Annotated in this window: 14 protein-coding genes and 3 pseudogenes; 12 read left to right on the plus strand and 5 right to left on the minus strand. The window is 61.2% G+C overall.

The features are described from left to right. Positions 1-35: 35 nt before the first annotated feature. From BMY84_RS09515 to BMY84_RS09535, 5 genes and pseudogenes are all read left to right on the plus strand, one after another. On the plus strand, positions 36-935 hold the full coding sequence (locus BMY84_RS09515) for an SDR family NAD(P)-dependent oxidoreductase (RefSeq protein ID WP_093083366.1): 900 nt from the start codon (positions 36-38) through the stop codon (positions 933-935). 64 nt (positions 936-999) lie between these two features. Next, a complete protein-coding gene (locus tag BMY84_RS09520; protein ID WP_093083368.1) occupies positions 1,000-2,112 on the plus strand; it encodes an alkene reductase in 1,113 nt (370 codons plus the stop codon). A 152-nt stretch (positions 2,113-2,264) separates the two neighbouring features. Further along, a pseudogene (locus BMY84_RS09525) lies at positions 2,265-2,477 on the plus strand (transposase); the annotation flags it as partial. A 60-nt stretch (positions 2,478-2,537) separates the two neighbouring features. Next, positions 2,538-3,697 (plus strand): annotated as a pseudogene (locus BMY84_RS09530) (IS3 family transposase). An 83-nt stretch (positions 3,698-3,780) separates the two neighbouring features. Next, positions 3,781-5,826, plus strand: coding sequence for an AsmA family protein (locus BMY84_RS09535; protein ID WP_093083370.1), 2,046 nt, complete (start codon positions 3,781-3,783; stop codon positions 5,824-5,826). Between the two features lie 16 nt (positions 5,827-5,842). Here BMY84_RS09535 and BMY84_RS09540 read toward each other — a convergent pair whose 3' ends face one another. Together BMY84_RS09540 and BMY84_RS30405 are read right to left on the minus strand one after the other, a co-directional pair. Beyond that, positions 5,843-6,214, minus strand: coding sequence for a diguanylate cyclase domain-containing protein (locus tag BMY84_RS09540; RefSeq protein WP_093083371.1), 372 nt, complete (start codon positions 6,212-6,214; stop codon positions 5,843-5,845). Positions 6,215-6,253: 39 nt separating this feature from the next. Continuing rightward, positions 6,254-6,379, minus strand: a complete 126-nt coding sequence (locus tag BMY84_RS30405; protein WP_256215189.1) for a hypothetical protein — start codon at positions 6,377-6,379, stop codon at positions 6,254-6,256. A gap of 212 nt (positions 6,380-6,591) precedes the next feature. Here BMY84_RS30405 and BMY84_RS09545 point away from each other — a divergent pair, with 212 nt between their 5' ends. Genes BMY84_RS09545 through BMY84_RS09560 form a run of 4 tightly spaced genes read left to right on the plus strand, consistent with a single transcriptional unit; the run spans position 6,592 to position 11,224 of the window. Then, positions 6,592-7,464 (plus strand): non-homologous end joining protein Ku, encoded by an 873-nt coding sequence (locus BMY84_RS09545; RefSeq protein ID WP_093083373.1) that lies wholly within the window; start codon positions 6,592-6,594, stop codon positions 7,462-7,464. Continuing rightward, positions 7,464-7,937 carry an MgtC/SapB family protein gene (locus BMY84_RS09550; RefSeq protein WP_093083374.1) on the plus strand — a complete coding sequence of 158 codons (474 nt, stop codon included), beginning with the start codon at positions 7,464-7,466 and terminating at the stop codon, positions 7,935-7,937. Before BMY84_RS09545 ends, BMY84_RS09550 begins: the two co-directional genes overlap by 1 nt. Next, positions 7,937-10,441, plus strand: coding sequence for a DNA ligase D (ligD, locus tag BMY84_RS09555; RefSeq protein WP_093083376.1), 2,505 nt, complete (start codon positions 7,937-7,939; stop codon positions 10,439-10,441). The genes BMY84_RS09550 and ligD overlap by 1 nt, the downstream gene beginning before the upstream one ends. Positions 10,442-10,453: 12 nt before the next feature. Next, positions 10,454-11,224: an SDR family oxidoreductase gene (locus tag BMY84_RS09560; protein ID WP_093083378.1), complete on the plus strand. Its 771-nt coding sequence runs from the start codon at positions 10,454-10,456 to the stop codon at positions 11,222-11,224. Between the two features lie 277 nt (positions 11,225-11,501). Here the strand turns inward: BMY84_RS09560 and BMY84_RS09565 are convergent, their stop codons facing one another. From BMY84_RS09565 to BMY84_RS09575, 3 genes are all read right to left on the minus strand, one after another. Continuing rightward, on the minus strand, positions 11,502-12,335 hold the full coding sequence (locus BMY84_RS09565) for a SirB1 family protein (RefSeq protein ID WP_093083379.1): 834 nt from the start codon (positions 12,333-12,335) through the stop codon (positions 11,502-11,504). Positions 12,336-12,490: 155 nt separating this feature from the next. Then, positions 12,491-13,660 carry a winged helix-turn-helix domain-containing protein gene (locus tag BMY84_RS09570; RefSeq protein WP_256215190.1) on the minus strand — a complete coding sequence of 390 codons (1,170 nt, stop codon included), beginning with the start codon at positions 13,658-13,660 and terminating at the stop codon, positions 12,491-12,493. 49 nt (positions 13,661-13,709) lie between these two features. Beyond that, a complete protein-coding gene (locus BMY84_RS09575) occupies positions 13,710-13,937 on the minus strand; it encodes a hypothetical protein (protein WP_256215191.1) in 228 nt (75 codons plus the stop codon). A 444-nt stretch (positions 13,938-14,381) separates the two neighbouring features. Here BMY84_RS09575 and BMY84_RS09585 point away from each other — a divergent pair, with 444 nt between their 5' ends. The 3 genes and pseudogenes from BMY84_RS09585 to BMY84_RS09595 all read left to right on the plus strand — a co-directional run. Next, positions 14,382-14,804, plus strand: coding sequence for a DUF2231 domain-containing protein (locus BMY84_RS09585; protein ID WP_371262408.1), 423 nt, complete (start codon positions 14,382-14,384; stop codon positions 14,802-14,804). Further along, on the plus strand, positions 14,801-16,102 hold the full coding sequence (locus BMY84_RS09590) for a PQQ-dependent sugar dehydrogenase (RefSeq protein ID WP_093083387.1): 1,302 nt from the start codon (positions 14,801-14,803) through the stop codon (positions 16,100-16,102). The genes BMY84_RS09585 and BMY84_RS09590 overlap by 4 nt, the downstream gene beginning before the upstream one ends. Further along, positions 16,099-16,301 (plus strand): annotated as a pseudogene (locus BMY84_RS09595) (TIGR02281 family clan AA aspartic protease); the annotation flags it as partial. The gene BMY84_RS09590 and the pseudogene BMY84_RS09595, both read left to right, overlap by 4 nt.

Consider the following 16,301-nt stretch of genomic DNA (forward strand, 5'->3'; position numbering starts at 1 on the left):
TCATCATCCAAAAATTATGACAGTGAGGGAAAATTATGAGTCTGCTTGAAGGGAGAGTCGCCATCGTCACCGGCGGCGGTCGCGGCGTGGGCCGCACCTATGCGCTGAAACTGGCCGAATATGGCGCGAAGGTCGTTGTGAACGACCTGGGCGGCGACGCATCAGGCGGCGGCGCAGACCTGACCCCCGCGCAGGAAGTCGTGGAGGAGATCAAGGCCAAGGGCGGCGAAGCCATCGTCAATGGCGGCGACGTGTCCGACTGGACCAATGCCAAGGACATGGTGGCACAGGCGGTCGACACCTTTGGACGGCTCGACATCCTCATCAACAATGCCGGCATCCTGCGCGATCGCATGCTGGTCAACATGACCGAGGAAGAATGGGACATCGTCGTCAAGGTGCACCTCAAGGGCACCTTCGCGCCGACCCATCATGCTGCTAACTATTGGCGCACGGAAAGCAAGGCAGGGCGCCAACCCGACGCCCGCGTCATCAACACGACCTCGCATTCGGCGCTGTTCGCCAATATCGGCCAGGCCAATTATGCAGCGGCCAAGGGTGGCATCGCCAGCTTCAGCCAGGTAGCCGCGCGCGAATTGCAGCGCATCGGCGTGACCGTGAATGCCATCGCCCCCCGCGCCGAAACCCGAATGACGGCCGGCCTGCGGGAATGGACGCCCGAACAGTTGGAGCGGCGCGATCCGGAATGGATCGCCGGCTTCATCGCCTGGCTAGCCAGCCCGGAATCCGCGCAAGTTAGCGGTCGCGTGTTCGAAGTCTGGGGCTATGGCATCACCGTTGCTGAAAGCTGGCAGCATGGGCCTAGCTGTGAAGCCTCAAAGGACCCGACCGTACTGGGCGAACGGATCGCCAAGATCTTGAAATTCGCCCGCTCCAACGCCGGGATCAATCCGGGCGAATGGCTCGATCCCTAAAAGACCATAGGAAGGGAGAGGCATGCCTCTCCCTTCATCTGTTTAAATAGTAGAGAAAGTCGCCATGTCTCTCGACGCGCTGTTTCAGCCCCTGACCATCGGCAGCTTGGCCGTTCCTAATCGAATCGTCATGGCGCCGCTCACTCGTGCGCGGGCCGACGCGAACAATATTCCAACATCGATGCAGGGCGAATATTATGCCCAACGCGCGGATGCCGGACTGATCATCTCCGAAGCCACCGCTGTCGACCCCTTAGGCATGGGCTGGTATCGCGCGCCCGGCATCTGGTCGAACGACATGGTCACCGCATGGCGGGGCGTGACAGACAGGGTGCATGCGGCGAACGGCCGCATCTATTGCCAGCTGTGGCATATGGGTCGGCTCGTCTTGCCCGATTATCTTGATGGCGATTTGCCTATCGGCCCCTCTCCTATCGCGGGTGAAGGCGAAACGATGGCACCACCCACAGGTGCCTATGATGGCGGCTTCCTGCCCATGAAACCCTATGTCGTGCCGCGTGAAATGACGCAGGCCGACATTGATCAGTTGATCGCAGCCTATGGCAAGGCCGCGGCCAATGCGATGGCCGCCGGATTTGACGGCACGGAAATTCACGGCGCGAACGGCTATATCATCGATCAGTTTCTACAGTCCAAGACCAACCAGCGGCAGGATCCCTACGGCGGCAGCATTGAAAACCGTATACGTCTGCTCGGCGAGATCATTGAGGCGGTCATCGCTCATGTCGATCCCGGCCGCATCGGCCTGCGGGTCAGTCCCACCAGCGAGCGCAAGGGCATGGGGGATGCCAATCCGGCAGCCCTTACTGAAGCGATCGGCGCGCTGGCGCAGCGACATGGCCTGGCCTATATCCATCTGATCGAACCGATCGCATCCGGCTTCATGGAAAAGCCAGATTATCCCGTCATGGATCATCTACGAGCGGTCTTTACGGGCACGATCATCCAGAATGGCAGCTTCGACGCCCAGACAGCAGCCGACTATATCGATGCTGGCCGGGCAGAAGCCATCTCCTTTGGTCGCCCTTATATCGCCAATCCCGATCTCGTGAGCCGCTTCCGCAAAGGTCAGGCACTGACCCAACCCAATTTCGACTATGCCTATGTCGGCGACAAGCAAGGCTATACCGACTATCCAACAGCCAATGGCGGCTGAACTGCTGCTTTGAGCTTTTAAACAAGCAAATATACTGACCTAATGCTTAGGCAGCGATAGCGGTTCCGCAATCTCAGTGCGTTCGTCCTGACGTGCCCCCCGGATTTTCCTCCAAGCTTGATTAGAGTCTGGCCTGATGGAAGGACGAACGAATGAAGCGAGCAAGGTTCACAGAAGAGCAGATCATCGGCGTGCTGAAGGAGTAGGAGGCTGGCGCGAAGACTGCCGACCTGGCTCGTCGCCACGGGGTATCGGAAGCGACGATCTACAACTGGAAGGCCAAGTATGGCGGTCTGGAGGTCTCGGAGGCCAAGCGGTTACGGTCGCTCGAGGACGAGAACGCCAAGCTGAAGCGACTGCTGGCTGGCCTGCTGCCGGTTTGGTGGACACCGAGATAAGGTGTTTTCACCTATCGGAGAGCAGGAATGCAGAGAAGGAAGTTCAGCCGCGAGTTCAAGCTCGAGACGGTAAGGTTGGTCCGTGAGCGGGGTGTTGCTGTTGCTCAGGCCGCCCGCGATCTGGATGTGCACGAGAATGTGCTGCGCAAATGGGTTCGGGAGTTATCCGCCGATCCGGCTCAGGCCTTTCCCGGTAATGGTCAGATGAAGCCGGAGCAGTTGGAGATAGAGCGGCTGCGCCGCGAAGTGGCCAAGCTGAAGGCGGAAAGAGACATACTAAAAAAGCCGCCGCCTACTTCGCGAGGGACTCGATATGAGGTTCACCTTTATCGCGAAGCACCGAGGGATCTGGCCGGTGGCATGGATATGCGAGGCGCCCAAAAGTTCTTGGCGATGTTTCGCGAAGCGGCTTTCATGCCTGGCTGACGCGAGCGCCGTCGCAGCGGTCGCGTGATGATGAGGAGATCAGCGCCAGGATCAGGGCCAGCCATATCGGCAGCTATCGCACCTATGGTGCGCGTCGGGTCTGGCACGACCTTCTCGCCGAAGGCTATCAATGCGGTCTGCACAAGATCGAGAGGCTGATGCGCGATCAGGGTCTTCGGGCGCGTCCGCGTCGTCGCGGGCTTCCCAAAGATCAGGGCGAGCGATCCGTCATTGCTGGCAATGTGCTGGATCGCCAGTTCACGGCCGATAAGCCCAACCAGAAATGGGTGGCAGACTTCACCTATATCTGGACCGCAGAAGGATGGCTCTACGTGGCCGCCGTCATCGACCTGTTCTCCCGCAAAGTAGTAGGCTGGTCGATGAGCGCCACCATGACAGCACAGCTTGTCACGGATGCCCTCATCATGGCGATCTGGCGGCGTGGCAAGCCCGACGCCCTGCTGCACCATTCGGATCAGGGCAGCCAATATACGAGCGAGCAGTTCCAGCGGCTCATGGCAGATAATGGCGTCACCTGTTCGATGAGCAGGTCCGGAAACTGCTGGGATAATGCCGCCATGGAAAGCTTCTTCTCATCCCTTAAGACCGAGCGGATCGGAAAGAAAGTCTACCGATCGAGAGCCCAGGCGAAGGCCGATGTGTTCGACTACATCGAATGCTTCTACAATCCGACCCGGCGGCACTCGACCCTTGGCTATCTCAGCCCCATAGATTTCGAACGGGAAGCTGGTGTAGCCTGATTGAGCCTATCTCGGTGTCCGCCAAACCGGCAGCAGGCCACTGATCGAAAGCAACAAACGGCTGCTTGCACCGTTCACCCTCAATGACAGCCGCGCCACCAAATCGAGACACTACGAAAATCGGCGGCCGCTTGCGGCGCATACCCCTTTTAGCGAAGATCGCGCTGGGCTTACTTGCCGCCATCGTGGCTATCTGGCTCATCCTTTTCTTCACAAAGGGCCGTTTCCTAAAACACCCATTCGAGCGGACGGTCGCCGCTCTGACTGAACGCAATGTCACGGTTAAAGGCGACTTCCAACTCTATTTCGCACCCTTCAGCCTGAAATTTCTTGCCGAAGGCTTCACACTGTCGAACCCGAAATGGGCGCGCCATTCCACGCTCTTCTCGGCCCGTCAGATCGATGCGCGGATTGCACCATTTTCGCTGTTGTTCGGAAAGCGCCATTTCTATGCTCTGACGCTGCGCGATGCAGCGATCGACCTTGAGTGGAATGCCGCGCATGACGCCAATAGCTGGACCTTCAGCGATAAAAAAGGCGGCGAGCCGCTCGCCTTTCCCCGTATCGACCGGGCCAGCATAGCGGGAACCCGGCTGCGCTATCTCGATCCGCGCATGCGGCTGCTGGCCGATCTCGAATTCGATACGATCCAATCGACGGAAGCGCGGATCGGCAAAGCGGTGGGCGCCAAGGGAACGGGCCATATCCGGGAAACGCCTTTCCGCCTCACCGCACAATTGCTCTCGCCCGACGAAACCGCCAATCGCGGGCGTAATCAGGTTTCGCTCCGGGCTTGGGCGGCGAACAACATCATTGATGTGAAGGGCACGCTGCCTTCCGTCGCGGATATCGAGAATGTCCCCTTGCAGACGCAGGCCAGCGGCCGCGACATGTCGGAACTGCTGGCGATCATTGGCGTGGCCGTTCCGCAAACCCGATCGTATCGACTGAAGGGCCAGCTCATCAAGCAGGATGATATCTATCGCTTCACGGACCTCAGCGGCACCTTTGGCAATAGCGACGTCGCGGGCAGGCTCACCATCACCAATGGGGAGCGCGTGCGCCTGGAAACCGAACTCTCCACCAAGCGCCTCGATATCATCGATGCCGCGCCTTTCATTGGTTACAACCCCGATATCGTGGCCAGCAAAGGCGCCACGGCCGCTGCGGCTGCAACAGGCGCTTCTGCCGATCGCATTCTTCCCGACGCCGCCCTGCCCGTCGCGACCATGCAGGCGTTCGATGCGACGCTCAAATGGCGGATCGGTACCGTCCGCTCACGCAACGTGCCGGTATCCGACATCGACCTCAGCCTCGCGCTGGACAAGGGGCGGCTCTCGCTCTCCCCCCTCACCTTTTCTATGGCCCGTGGCGATGTTGCGGCCGACATCATTCTCGACACGCGGCAACGTCCTGCGGCCGACAGCTATGACATTCGCCTTGCTCCCACGCCGATGGGCAAGCTGCTCGCTGGCTATGGCGTGGTGGAAGCCGGCACGTCTGGCACCATCCACGGGCGGATTAAGCTGGAAGGGCGCGGCGACACGATCCATGCCAGCCTGGCGAGCGCCAGCGGCCGCATCGCTTTCATTATGCCGCAAGGCAGCTTCTGGACGCGCAATGTCCAGCTTTCCGAACTCGACCTCGGCACCTTTGCCTACAAGATGTTTCAGGGGCGGCTGAAGGAGCCGGTGGGCATCAACTGCGGTCTGATCGCCTTCACGGTGCGCGATGGCCTGGCGGCCGCCGATCCCATCCTGATCGACACAAGGAAGAACGTCATTACCGGGCGGGGCGGTTTCAGCTTCCGCACCGAAGCGCTCGACATCGGCGTGCGCGCCGATGGTAAGAAGTTCAGCCTCTTTTCAGGCCAGTCGCCGGTGAGGATTGGTGGCCATTTCGGATCGCCTGCCCTCAATATCATCAGTCCGCAGTTGCTCGGTCGGTCGGGCGCGGGGCTCGGGCTTGCCCTGCTGGCCAGCCCGCCCGCCGCTGTGTTGGCGTTCGTCGATGTCGGTGACGCCAAGTCCGCTGCTTGCGGCCCGGTACTGGCAGGCGCACGCGCCGTGGCCCAACGCACCAAGGGCGGTAAGCCGCGCGACGACGTTTCGAAAAGGGATAATATGTGAGGACAGGGCGATGCGGCTACGCGGCCAGTCGGCCCCGCCCGTCCGCCTTCGCGCGGTAGAGCGCCTCGTCGGCACGCGACAGGGCTGCTTCGAAATTCTCTTCTGCCGCCTCCACCTGAGCAAAGCCCATGCTGAGCGTGCAGTTCTGGAGCGACGATGTGCCTGTACGACAACGATCAAGCAGAGCTTCGGCAATCCGACGCTGCCCCTCACAACCCGCCGGGAGCAGCAGGATGAACTCGTCGCCAGCTATCCGGGCCAACGCAGAGGCCTGCGCATCAGCAATGCGTGCGGCTTCACGCGCGATCCCCTTCAGAACAGCGTCCCCAGCTTTCAGGCCAGCAGCATCAGGAAGATCGTCGCGGGAATGACGCGCTGCTCGCCCCATGGCCAAAGCCGATAATCACCGCGCCGTACAGGAAGGAACTCAAGGACAGTAGAGCAGATGATTATCCTGCCTGCGGCCGCGCCACAGCAGCAGGAAGACGAAGCCGAAGGCGCTCGTATTGAGAAGGCTGCACAAGCGCAGCGTATCGATCTCTACCAATGTCATGCTGCCCCTCGAGTCAACCCTGACTCTCTCCCGAAACTGGTTAAGAAAGCATGTTTTCCAGCGGGTTTTGCGACAGGCTGAAAGTGGCGTTGCCAGAAACTGAAATCGAGGCGGCGGCCTTTTACGGCCACAAGACTTAACGTTTCGCGCTGGCATTGCCCTTGGCAGGAACCAAAGCAAAAGCTGCTCGCTAAGTCTGCCGGAGGTCTTTTATGGCAACGCGCGCATATTGGCAGGGTCAGATCAAACTCGCTCTCGTATCGATCCCGGTAGAAATCTATCCTGCGACCAAGCCCGGTGCGGCGGTCTCCTTCCGCCAGATCCACGAACCCACCGGCAAGCCCATTCAATATGAGAAGGTAGTGAGCGGGGTCGGCCCGGTCGATCGCGACGAGATCCTCAAAGGCTTCGAGCTGTCCAAGGGCAATTATGTCCTGCTGGAGCAGGAGGAGATCGAGGCGGTCAAGATCGAGAGCCGCAAGACGCTGGACCTTGTCCAGTTCGTCGAAGCCGACGCGATCGACGTCCTTTATTATGAGAAGCCCTATTTCGTGGTTCCGGCAGACGATCTGGCCGAGGAAGCCTATGCGGTCCTTCGGGACGCGCTACGCCAAACCAGGAAGGTCGGCCTTGGCCAGCTCTCGGTGCGCGGCCGCGAGCAGCTTGTATCCCTGAAGCCCTGCGGCAAGGGGCTGGTGCTCGAAGTGCTGCGCTATGCCGACGAGGTGAACAAGGCGCAGAGCTATTTCAAGGGACTGCCGGCCGATACGGCGGATGAGGACATGCTCGATCTCGCTGTCAGCATCATCGACAAGAAGACCGCGCCCTTCAAGCCGGACGAGTTTCACGACCGCTATGTCGATGCGCTTCATCGCCTGATCGACAAGAAGAAAAAGGCCAAGGGCAAGCGGATCATCGAGGATGTCGATGATGAGCCGACTGGGCGGAAGGCCGGCAACGTCATCGACCTTATGGCCGCGCTCAAAAAGTCCGCCGGCGGGGCGAAAGGCACACCCGCGAAGAAGACGGCCACGAAGCCGAAAGCCGCGACGAAAAAGGCGGCACCCAAGCGCAAGAGCGCCTGATGGAACTCAACCCCGACACGCCGCTCCACCTGATCGACGGGCCCGCCTTGCTTCGCCTGGGCGTGGCGGCCGTTCTCGGCCTGCTGCTCGGACTAGACCGGGAGCTGCGCGGCCACGCGGCGGGGATGCGCACCCATGGGCTTATCTGCTTTACCTCCGCGCTGATGACCGTCTGCGCCATAGCCCTCCATCTCGAGTTGCGGGGACAAGGAAATATCGATCCGCTCCGCGTGTTCGAGGCTTCTGCGGCGTTCACCGGCATCATAGCGGCGGGGCTGATCGTCTTCAGCAAGGGCGAGATCAAGAATCTGACGACGGCCGCCCATATCTGGCTGGCAGCCGTCATCGGCATCGCCTGCGGCGCGGCGTTATGGCCGCTCGTGGTGAGCGCGACCGTCATCGCGGTCATCATGCTGTCCCTGCTTGGCATCCTTGAACGGCGCTGGCTCGATCCGCAGGATCGGAAAGAGTGATGGCCGCCAAAGATGCCCTTTCCACCTATAACGCCAAACGCGACTTCGCCCGGACCCGAGAGCCCAGGGGCAAGGTTGCCAAGGCCGGCGGCAACAGCTTCGTCGTGCAGAAACATGCTGCGACCCGGCTGCATTGGGACTTCCGGCTGGAGATGGACGGCGTGCTCAAAAGCTGGGCCGTGACCAAGGGGCCAAGCATCGATCCCGCCGACAAGCGGCTCGCGGTGCGGACCGAGGATCACCCGCTCGATTATGGCACGTTCGAAGGATCGATCCCCAAGGGCGAATATGGCGGCGGTACGGTGATGCTGTGGGACCGAGGCACTTGGGAGCCGATCGCAGGCAAGAGCACGGACGATATCAAGGACGGTCATCTGCACTTCATCCTGCATGGGGAACGGATGAAGGGCGAATGGCTGCTGGTGCGAATTAAAGGCCGGCCGAAGGAAAAGTGCGAAAACTGGCTGCTGCGCAAGATCGAGGACAAGGAGGCCGGGTCGGGCGGCGCACTAGTCGAACGGGCGCTGACCAGCGTGTTGACCGACCGGTCCATGGCGCAAATCGAGGCGGACAAGGGTGGCGAACATTCGCTAGCCGGGACCAAAGGCAAAGCCTTCGCCGCTAAGATGCAGGCGGCGGAGAAGCATAATGCGAAGGTAGCGCCAAAGCGAAAAAACCGCTCCACCGCCCTACCACGCTTCGTGAAGCCCCAGCTGGCAACGCTGGTGGACGCCGTGCCGACCGGCAATGACTGGCTGCACGAAATCAAATATGACGGCTATCGCGCCCTGATCGCGGCGAGCGGAGAGAAGGTCAGTCTCTACACCCGCAACGGTCTCGACTGGACCGACAAGTTCGGGTCGCTGGTCGCATCGATCGCCGCGCTGGACCTGCCCCCCTGCCTGATCGACGGCGAAGTGGTTGCGCTCAACAGCGATGGAAATCCGGATTTCTCCGCGCTGCAGAATGCATTGAAACAGGGGCACGGCCAGGAGGATGCCGACCATCCCCTGCACCTCTTCGCCTTCGATCTTCTTTCCATCGATGGACAAGACCTGAGAAGCCTGACCACGATCGAGCGCAAAGAACGGCTGGAAGCGTTGCTGCGTGAAGCCGACAGCCCGATTCATGTGTCCGACCATGTGCTGGGCGCAGGCGAGACGCTGTTCCGGTCGCTATGTGATGCGGGGCAGGAAGGCATCATCTCGAAACGGGCAGACGCACTCTATCGCAGCGCGCGGACCCGCAACTGGGTGAAGGTCAAATGCACACGGCGACAGGAATTCGTGATCATAGGCTGGTCGACAAGCAAGGCGAAGGGACGCCCTTTCGCCTCTCTCCTGCTCGCCCAGCATGAGGGCAAGGCGCTGACGTACAAGGGCAAGGTCGGCACCGGCTTCGATGGCGCTGCAATGGACGATCTGGCCAAGGCGATGGCGCCGCTCGCCACCGACAAGGCAGCGGCCGATGTGCCCCGCGTCGAAGCGCGCGGCGCGAAATGGATCAAGCCGAAGCTGGTCGCCGAAGTCGCCTTCGCCGAATTCACCGGCGACGGACGCGTGCGCCATGGCAGCTTCCTGGGCCTGCGCGGCGACAAGCCGGCCAAAGCGGTGAAACCCGAAAAGCCAGCCCCCTCCCCCGCCCCCCAAAGCAGCGGCGCAATCAGCAGCCGCGAGCGGATCATCTTTCCCGACAGCGGGCAGACCAAGGGCGAACTGGCCGACTATTACGCCCGCGTTGCGCCGCTAATGCTGCCCTTCGCTGCGAACCGGCCGATCAGCCTGCTACGCTGCCCGCAAGGCCGGGCCAAAAAATGTTTCTTCCAGAAGCATGGCACCGGCGCCCTGGGTGATGCCGTTCGACAGGTGCCGATCCGTGAGAAGGATGGCGGGTCGGAGGATTATATCTATGTCGAGGATGCCGACGGCCTTCTCGCCTGCGTCCAGATGGGCACGATCGAGTTTCATGGCTGGGCGAGCCGCGCGGATGCGGTGGAGAAACCCGACCGGATGATCTTCGATCTCGATCCCGATGAGGGGCTCGATTTCGACGTCGTGAAACAGGCCGCAGCAGACATACGCGACCATCTGACCGATATCGGCCTTGTCTCCTTCGCCATGCTTTCGGGCGGCAAGGGCGTGCATGTCGTCGTCCCGCTGACCCCAGGCCACAACTGGGACACGCACAAGGATTTCGCATCCCGCTTCGCCCAAGCGTTGAGCGCAGCGGAGCCCGAGCGCTTCACCGCGACGATGAGCAAGGCCAAACGCAAGGGGCGCATCTTCATCGACTGGCTGCGCAACCAGCGCGGCAGCACCGCGATCCTGCCCTATTCCGCCCGCGCCCGTACCGGCGCCCCAGTCGCCGTTCCGATCGACTGGAGCGAACTTGCAAGCATGAAGGATGCCCACCCCTTTTCGATCGACGATGCCGAAGCGCTGCTGAAACGAGCCACCAAACTCAAAGGCTGGGGCTTCGCGGCTCAGAGCCTGCCGGAAATTTAGGAAGGAAAGCCCTTGAAAACAGCCATCATCACCGGAGGCGCGCAGGGCATTGGAAAAGGTATCGTGCAGGCCCTGCTAGCGCAAAGCTGGCGCGTGGCCGTTATCGACCGGGATGCCGAGGCCGTTCGCGACCTAACCACGGAGATGCCTTCTCCCCATCTCATCGTGGTGCGGGCCGATGTCGCCAGCGAAAAGGATGTTGAAAAAGCGTTCCAGAAAATCGCGACATGGCAGGAGGGTAGCGGCGAACAGGACGGGATCGATTTACTGGTATCCAACGCCGGCATGGCTAATCCGGTGAGCGGACCGATCGAACAGCTGGATCTCAAGAAATGGCAGTCATGGCAGGACAGTCATGTCACCGGCGCCTTTCTGATGGTCCGCAGTGCGGTATCCCTGCTGCGCCTGCGCAAGGGCGCGATCGTCATGATGGCATCAACCCGCGCATTGCAGTCGGAGCCGCATACGGAAGCCTACGCCGCTGCAAAGGGCGCGATCTGCGCCATGACCCATGCGTTGGCGATCAGCCTTGGCCCCGACATCCGGGTCAATGCGATCCTGCCCGGATGGATCGAGACAAGACCATGGGCTAAATCAGAAACCAGAGAGGCTGTGGAACACCGCGATATTGACAGGGAGCAACATCCGGCCGGCCGCGTTGGTGAACCTGGCGATATCGCCGCGACTGTCCTGTTCCTAGCCTCGGACGGGGCAAAATTCATCACAGGTCAGCAGATAACCGTCGATGGCGGCATGACCCGCAAGATGATCTACGCCCACTGATATTATCGTCTGGTCACGCGCATCGTTGAGCACGCCGGATCGATCGGCATTTCCATGATGGCCGCATCGCCCAAAAAGAATGAGGCCCCGCCGGGGGAATGGCGGGGCCTCTATGGGAGCCGAACGGATCGAGCGGGGGGCAAAATGATCGGTCCGACAGCTTCAATAACCTGCGGCAAGCGTTGCAGTTCCCGCAAATAACGCCTTAACTTGTCATCAACTCTGCTTCTGGCCTTCGGGCCGATCATGACCGGGCGGCATCGCCACACCCGGCCGATCAATCACCAGTCGTCAGGCGGCCGAGCGCGGCATGGATATGAGCTCGACGCTCTGTATCTCGGGTGACTTCCAGCATCGCCCCCAGGCAGGCTCTCGCCTCGTCAACTTCGCGATGGACGAGTTGAAGACGGGCCAATTCCCACCAGCCCGCATCATGGTCCGGCGACATCACCGTCATGCGCTCGTACAGCGCCTTGGCCCGGAGCGTATCGCCTGCCTGCTCTGCGCGGCTGGCCTGATTGAGGAGCAGGCGCACAAGCGTCATGCGGTTCGACATGGGGGCGACGTGCATCTCGCTCGGCCAGCCGCCTGCGCCCGACACCTGTTCGAGCAAGGCCAGCAGTTGCTCCGGCCGCACAAGCCGGCCGTCGTTGAACGGATCGATCAGGGCCGGCGCCTCGTTCGGGCCTATGCTCACCAGCACATGGCTGGGCGTATTGAGCGCGTCCGCGCGCCAGCCCATCCGCCGCGCAGCCGCGACATACAGGATGGAGAGGCTGACGGGCAGGCCACGGCGACGATCGAGAACCCGGATCATGTCTGCATTGAGCGGCGCATCATAGCTGTCGCGATCACCGGCAAACCCCAACTTATCGCCTATCACCTCCGCAAGCAACGCCCCCTGCGCTTCACCGGAAATCATATCTGTGGCGACGCGCCGTTCGTACGCTGTCTCCACCGCCTCGCTGATGTTGCGCAGCTGATCCAAATAGGGTTCGAGATCCTGGCCTTCATGATCGAGCGAGCTGAGCGCCAGCGCGGCGCTGTCCAGTTCGATATCCTCGTCATCGAGCAGCCCGATATACCCGATCGTCTCGGCGAGGCTGGTCAAACCACGCCCTCCTGCGGTTTGCTACCTGTGTCAGACAGCCGTGCTTGTTTCATTTCGCTGAACGCCATCAATTCCTCCATTTGTGCAGAAATGGGGACTCCGCTTCTTCATTGCCAGAAATGAGGCGATGCTGTGCGGATTACGACTGTCGCCTGTTACATCGTCGCCGTTGTCCAGCCTTCCAGACCCAGCCATTGCGCCATCCGCGCCAACTGCTCTTCCAGCGCTTCACGGCTATCCGATGGCGCGCCCGGCTCGAAGTGCATGGATTGGACGACCAGCCGGCCAGCCTTGCGATCGGCCTTCAGATCGACGCGCGCGACAAGGCTGTCGCCCAGCAGGAAGGGCAGGACATAATAGCCATATTCCCGCTTTTCGGCAGGGACATAGATTTCGATCCGGTAGCGAAACCCGAACAGTCGCTCCGTGCGGTCGCGCTCCCAGATCAGCGGGTCGAAGGGCACGAGAAGCGCCTGCGCGTCGATACGACGGGGTCGCCGCGCGTCGCGATACAGCCAGGCATGACGCCAGCCGGGCACATGGACGGGCACCAATATCCCTTCTTCGGCAAGCGAATGGATCGCGGGCATCGCATCGCGCGGCGACTGGCGGAAATAGTCCCGCAGCTCGCCGCTGGTCGCGATGCCATGCGCCTGCGCTGCACATTGGATCAAGGCGCGGTGCGCATCAAAGTCCGATGGTGTCGGCTGGTTCAGGATGGCCGCCGGGATCACCCGCTCTGTCAGGTCATAGACCCGCTCGAAATTGCCGCGCCGGCTGGCCGTGGTGATATGCCCTGCCCAGAACAGCCATTCGAGCGCACGCTTGGTATCGCTCCACTCCCACCAACCCGTCTGGCCCTTGTGCGATTCGAAATCCGACACCGCCATAGGTCCGTCGATCTTTATCCGATCGAGGAGCGCCATTGCTTCACCGCGCCGCTCGGTCGCGTAGACCCGCATGCCTGTCCAGCCGGTCTCACCGCGATCAGCCTGCGCCATGCGCCAGCGAAGCAGCGGCTGGAATTCGAACGGCAGAAGCGAGGCCTCATGCGCCCAATATTCGAAAAGCTTGCGCTCGCGCGGCTTGCCCCAGGCAAGGGCGTCCAATGCCGTGCGATCATAACATCCCAGTCGCGAAAAGGCGGGGAGATAATGGGCTCGGCTAAGAACGTTGACGCTATCGATCTGGTGAAGATGAAGCCTGCCCAATAACTGCCGCAGATGATGGCGCCCGGCTACGCCGGGCCTCTTTTGCCCGAACCCTTGCGCGCCAAGGGCGATGCGTCGCGCCTGTGCCTGCCCTATATTTTCGATCGCTGTCACGGCTCAAGGGTTAGATACCCGCCCGGGCCAAAGCAATTACATGATCGCTTCAATTCACAGATCCGGCGGCTGTATTGTCAGCATTGATGTTGTCAGCGCCTGTCTGGCCTGTCTCAAAGAACCCGAAGCCGACCGCGATGGCCAGCAGGATTCCCACAAGGATCAGACTGATCACCAATATGTTTCGCGTCATGCGGGTTGGTGAACCACTACGCGCTTCCGTCGTCGACATGTGCGTTACAACTTCACCATCTTCCTTTTCCTTGTGCATCATCATTCTCCTCGCTGATCAGAACCGCCTTCGGGATACTCTGTTCCGCGCAGGAAAAGCGTGCTGATCTGCATCAAACAGTGGGAACACAGGGCTGCGCGCATGGTTCTGCCGTACAAGCCGCAACAGTGTCGGCATCTGGAGGATCACGCATGCCCGGACATGAAACCGATCAGCGCAACATCAAGGCATGGGGCGATCAGGATTTGGTCGAGGCTTTCCTGCTGATAGCTGAGGCCGACCACAATTCCCCCCTTGATCAGGTTGTTCTTGGCGAGATGAACCGCCGAGCGTCAGGCGGGCATCATAATGCTCCGACCTCAAGCGAGCGCCGCCGCCTATGGGATTATGGCCGGAGCCGCTAGGCGCACCGTCATTGCCGCAACCATTTGAGCAGGCGGCGCATTCTTTCCTTATTCCCATTCGAGCAGGAGAGCATCCTTGCCCAATATGCCTATGGGCTTCAGGCCCTTTTTGCATCCCTTGCATGACCTGCTCCTCGCTTTTCCTGTGGCGCTGTTCACGTTCGCGCTGGTGACCGACATCGCCTATCTTCAGACCGCTGAAATCCAGTGGACCAATTTCTCCTCCTGGTTGATCGTGGGCGCCTTGCTGACTGGCGGCATGGTGCTGTTTTGGAGCATCATTCTTGCGATTGCCGCCCGGCGCGGGGCGCATCGGCAGCCATCGTTGCTCTACGCGGTGCTGATCGCCATCATGTGGGTGGCGGGTCTGGTGAATGCGTTCCAGCATAGTCAGGATGCCTGGAGTTCGGTTGGCGTCACCGGTCTCATCCTGTCGATCATCAGCACGGTCTTTGCCCTGGCGGCCAGTTGGGTCGCTCACCGCACCGTTCGGGAGATGGCACGATGAGCATCGCTCCTACGCGCAACCTTTGCGCCACCCTCTTCACCCTCGCACTCGCCGGATGCGGCAGCAGCCAGCCCGGGCTTGACCAGACCGGCGCCAATCCCGACCTTCCGGGACAGCGTCAAACGCTGGTGCCGCCGATCAGGATCGCGACGCCCGAGGGCTGGGATGGCGAAAGCCCGACCGCGCCGCGGGGCTTTACCGTGACCGCACTGGCAACCGACCTCAAGATACCGCGTCAGACCCTTATCCTGCCCAATGGCGACATCCTGGTAGCAGAAGGGTCAGGCGGCAGCGCCCCGCTCATGCGTCCCAAAGATGTGATCGCGGGCTATATCAAGAGCTTGGGCAAAACGCCGGCAAAGGGCGGCAATCGCATCACGCTGCTGCGCGACGCCGATGGCGATGGCAAGGCGGAGGTGCGCACCACCTTCATCGACGGCCTCAATGCACCCTATGGCCTCGCCTTCGTGGACGGCAGCCTCTACGTCGCCAATCAGGATGCCCTGCTGCGTTTCCCCTATCGTGACGGCATAACACGGATCGCCACCCCCGGTCAGGAAGTTACCAAGCTTCCCTCCCGCCTCAACCATCACTGGACCAAGGCGCTGACGGCCAGCGCCGACGGCACGAAACTCTATGTCGGCATTGGCTCGAACAGCAATGTGGGCGAGCGCGGGATGGCGGTCGAAGAGGATCGCGCCGTCATCTGGGAAATCGACCGTGCGACCGGCGCGCATCGCACCTATGCCAGCGGCATCCGCAATCCTACTGCGCTTGCCATCAATCCGCAGACGCAGACGCTCTGGTCGGTCGTGAACGAGCGGGATGAGCTGGGGCCTCAGCTAGTGCCGGACTATCTGACATCCGTGCGCCCCGACGCCTTCTACGGCTGGCCCTACAGCTATTGGGGCAACAATATCGATCCGCGCGTCCATCCCCAGAACCCGAAGATGGTCGAAAAGGCTGTTCGCCCAGATTATGCTCTGGGCTCGCATGTTGCCGCCCTCGGTCTCAGCTTCGTGACCGGTGCTGGCCTTGGCCCGTCCTTCACGCAGGGCGCCTTTATCGGGCAGCATGGCAGCTGGAATCGGCAGGATCTGTCGGGCTACAAGGTCGTATGGGTGCCGTTCGCCAATGGTCGCCCGGCAGGCAAGCCAGTCGATTTCCTGACCGGCTTCATCAAGGACGGGCACGCACGCGGCCGCCCGGTCGGCGTGACCTATGATTCGTCGCGCGGGAGCCTCATCGTCGCAGACGACCTGTCGAACACGGTCTGGCGGGTCGCGCCCGCCCGATGATCGCAGCCCTGCGCTGGCGCGGGCCAGTCGAGATCAGCGCCAACCCTGAATGGCAGCAAATGGCAATCTATGCCGTTGCCGCTGCCGTCGTCCTCATCATTCTCTTCAACATTCCTTTCATCGGCCGCATCTTGCGCACTTTGTTCTCGATCGGTTTGCTGGCGCTCTGTCTCTTCTTTCTGTTCCAGCAGGCGCCGTT

Source organism: Sphingobium sp. AP50, from assembly GCF_900109095.1.
In the GTDB taxonomy this organism is placed as follows: domain Bacteria; phylum Pseudomonadota; class Alphaproteobacteria; order Sphingomonadales; family Sphingomonadaceae; genus Sphingobium.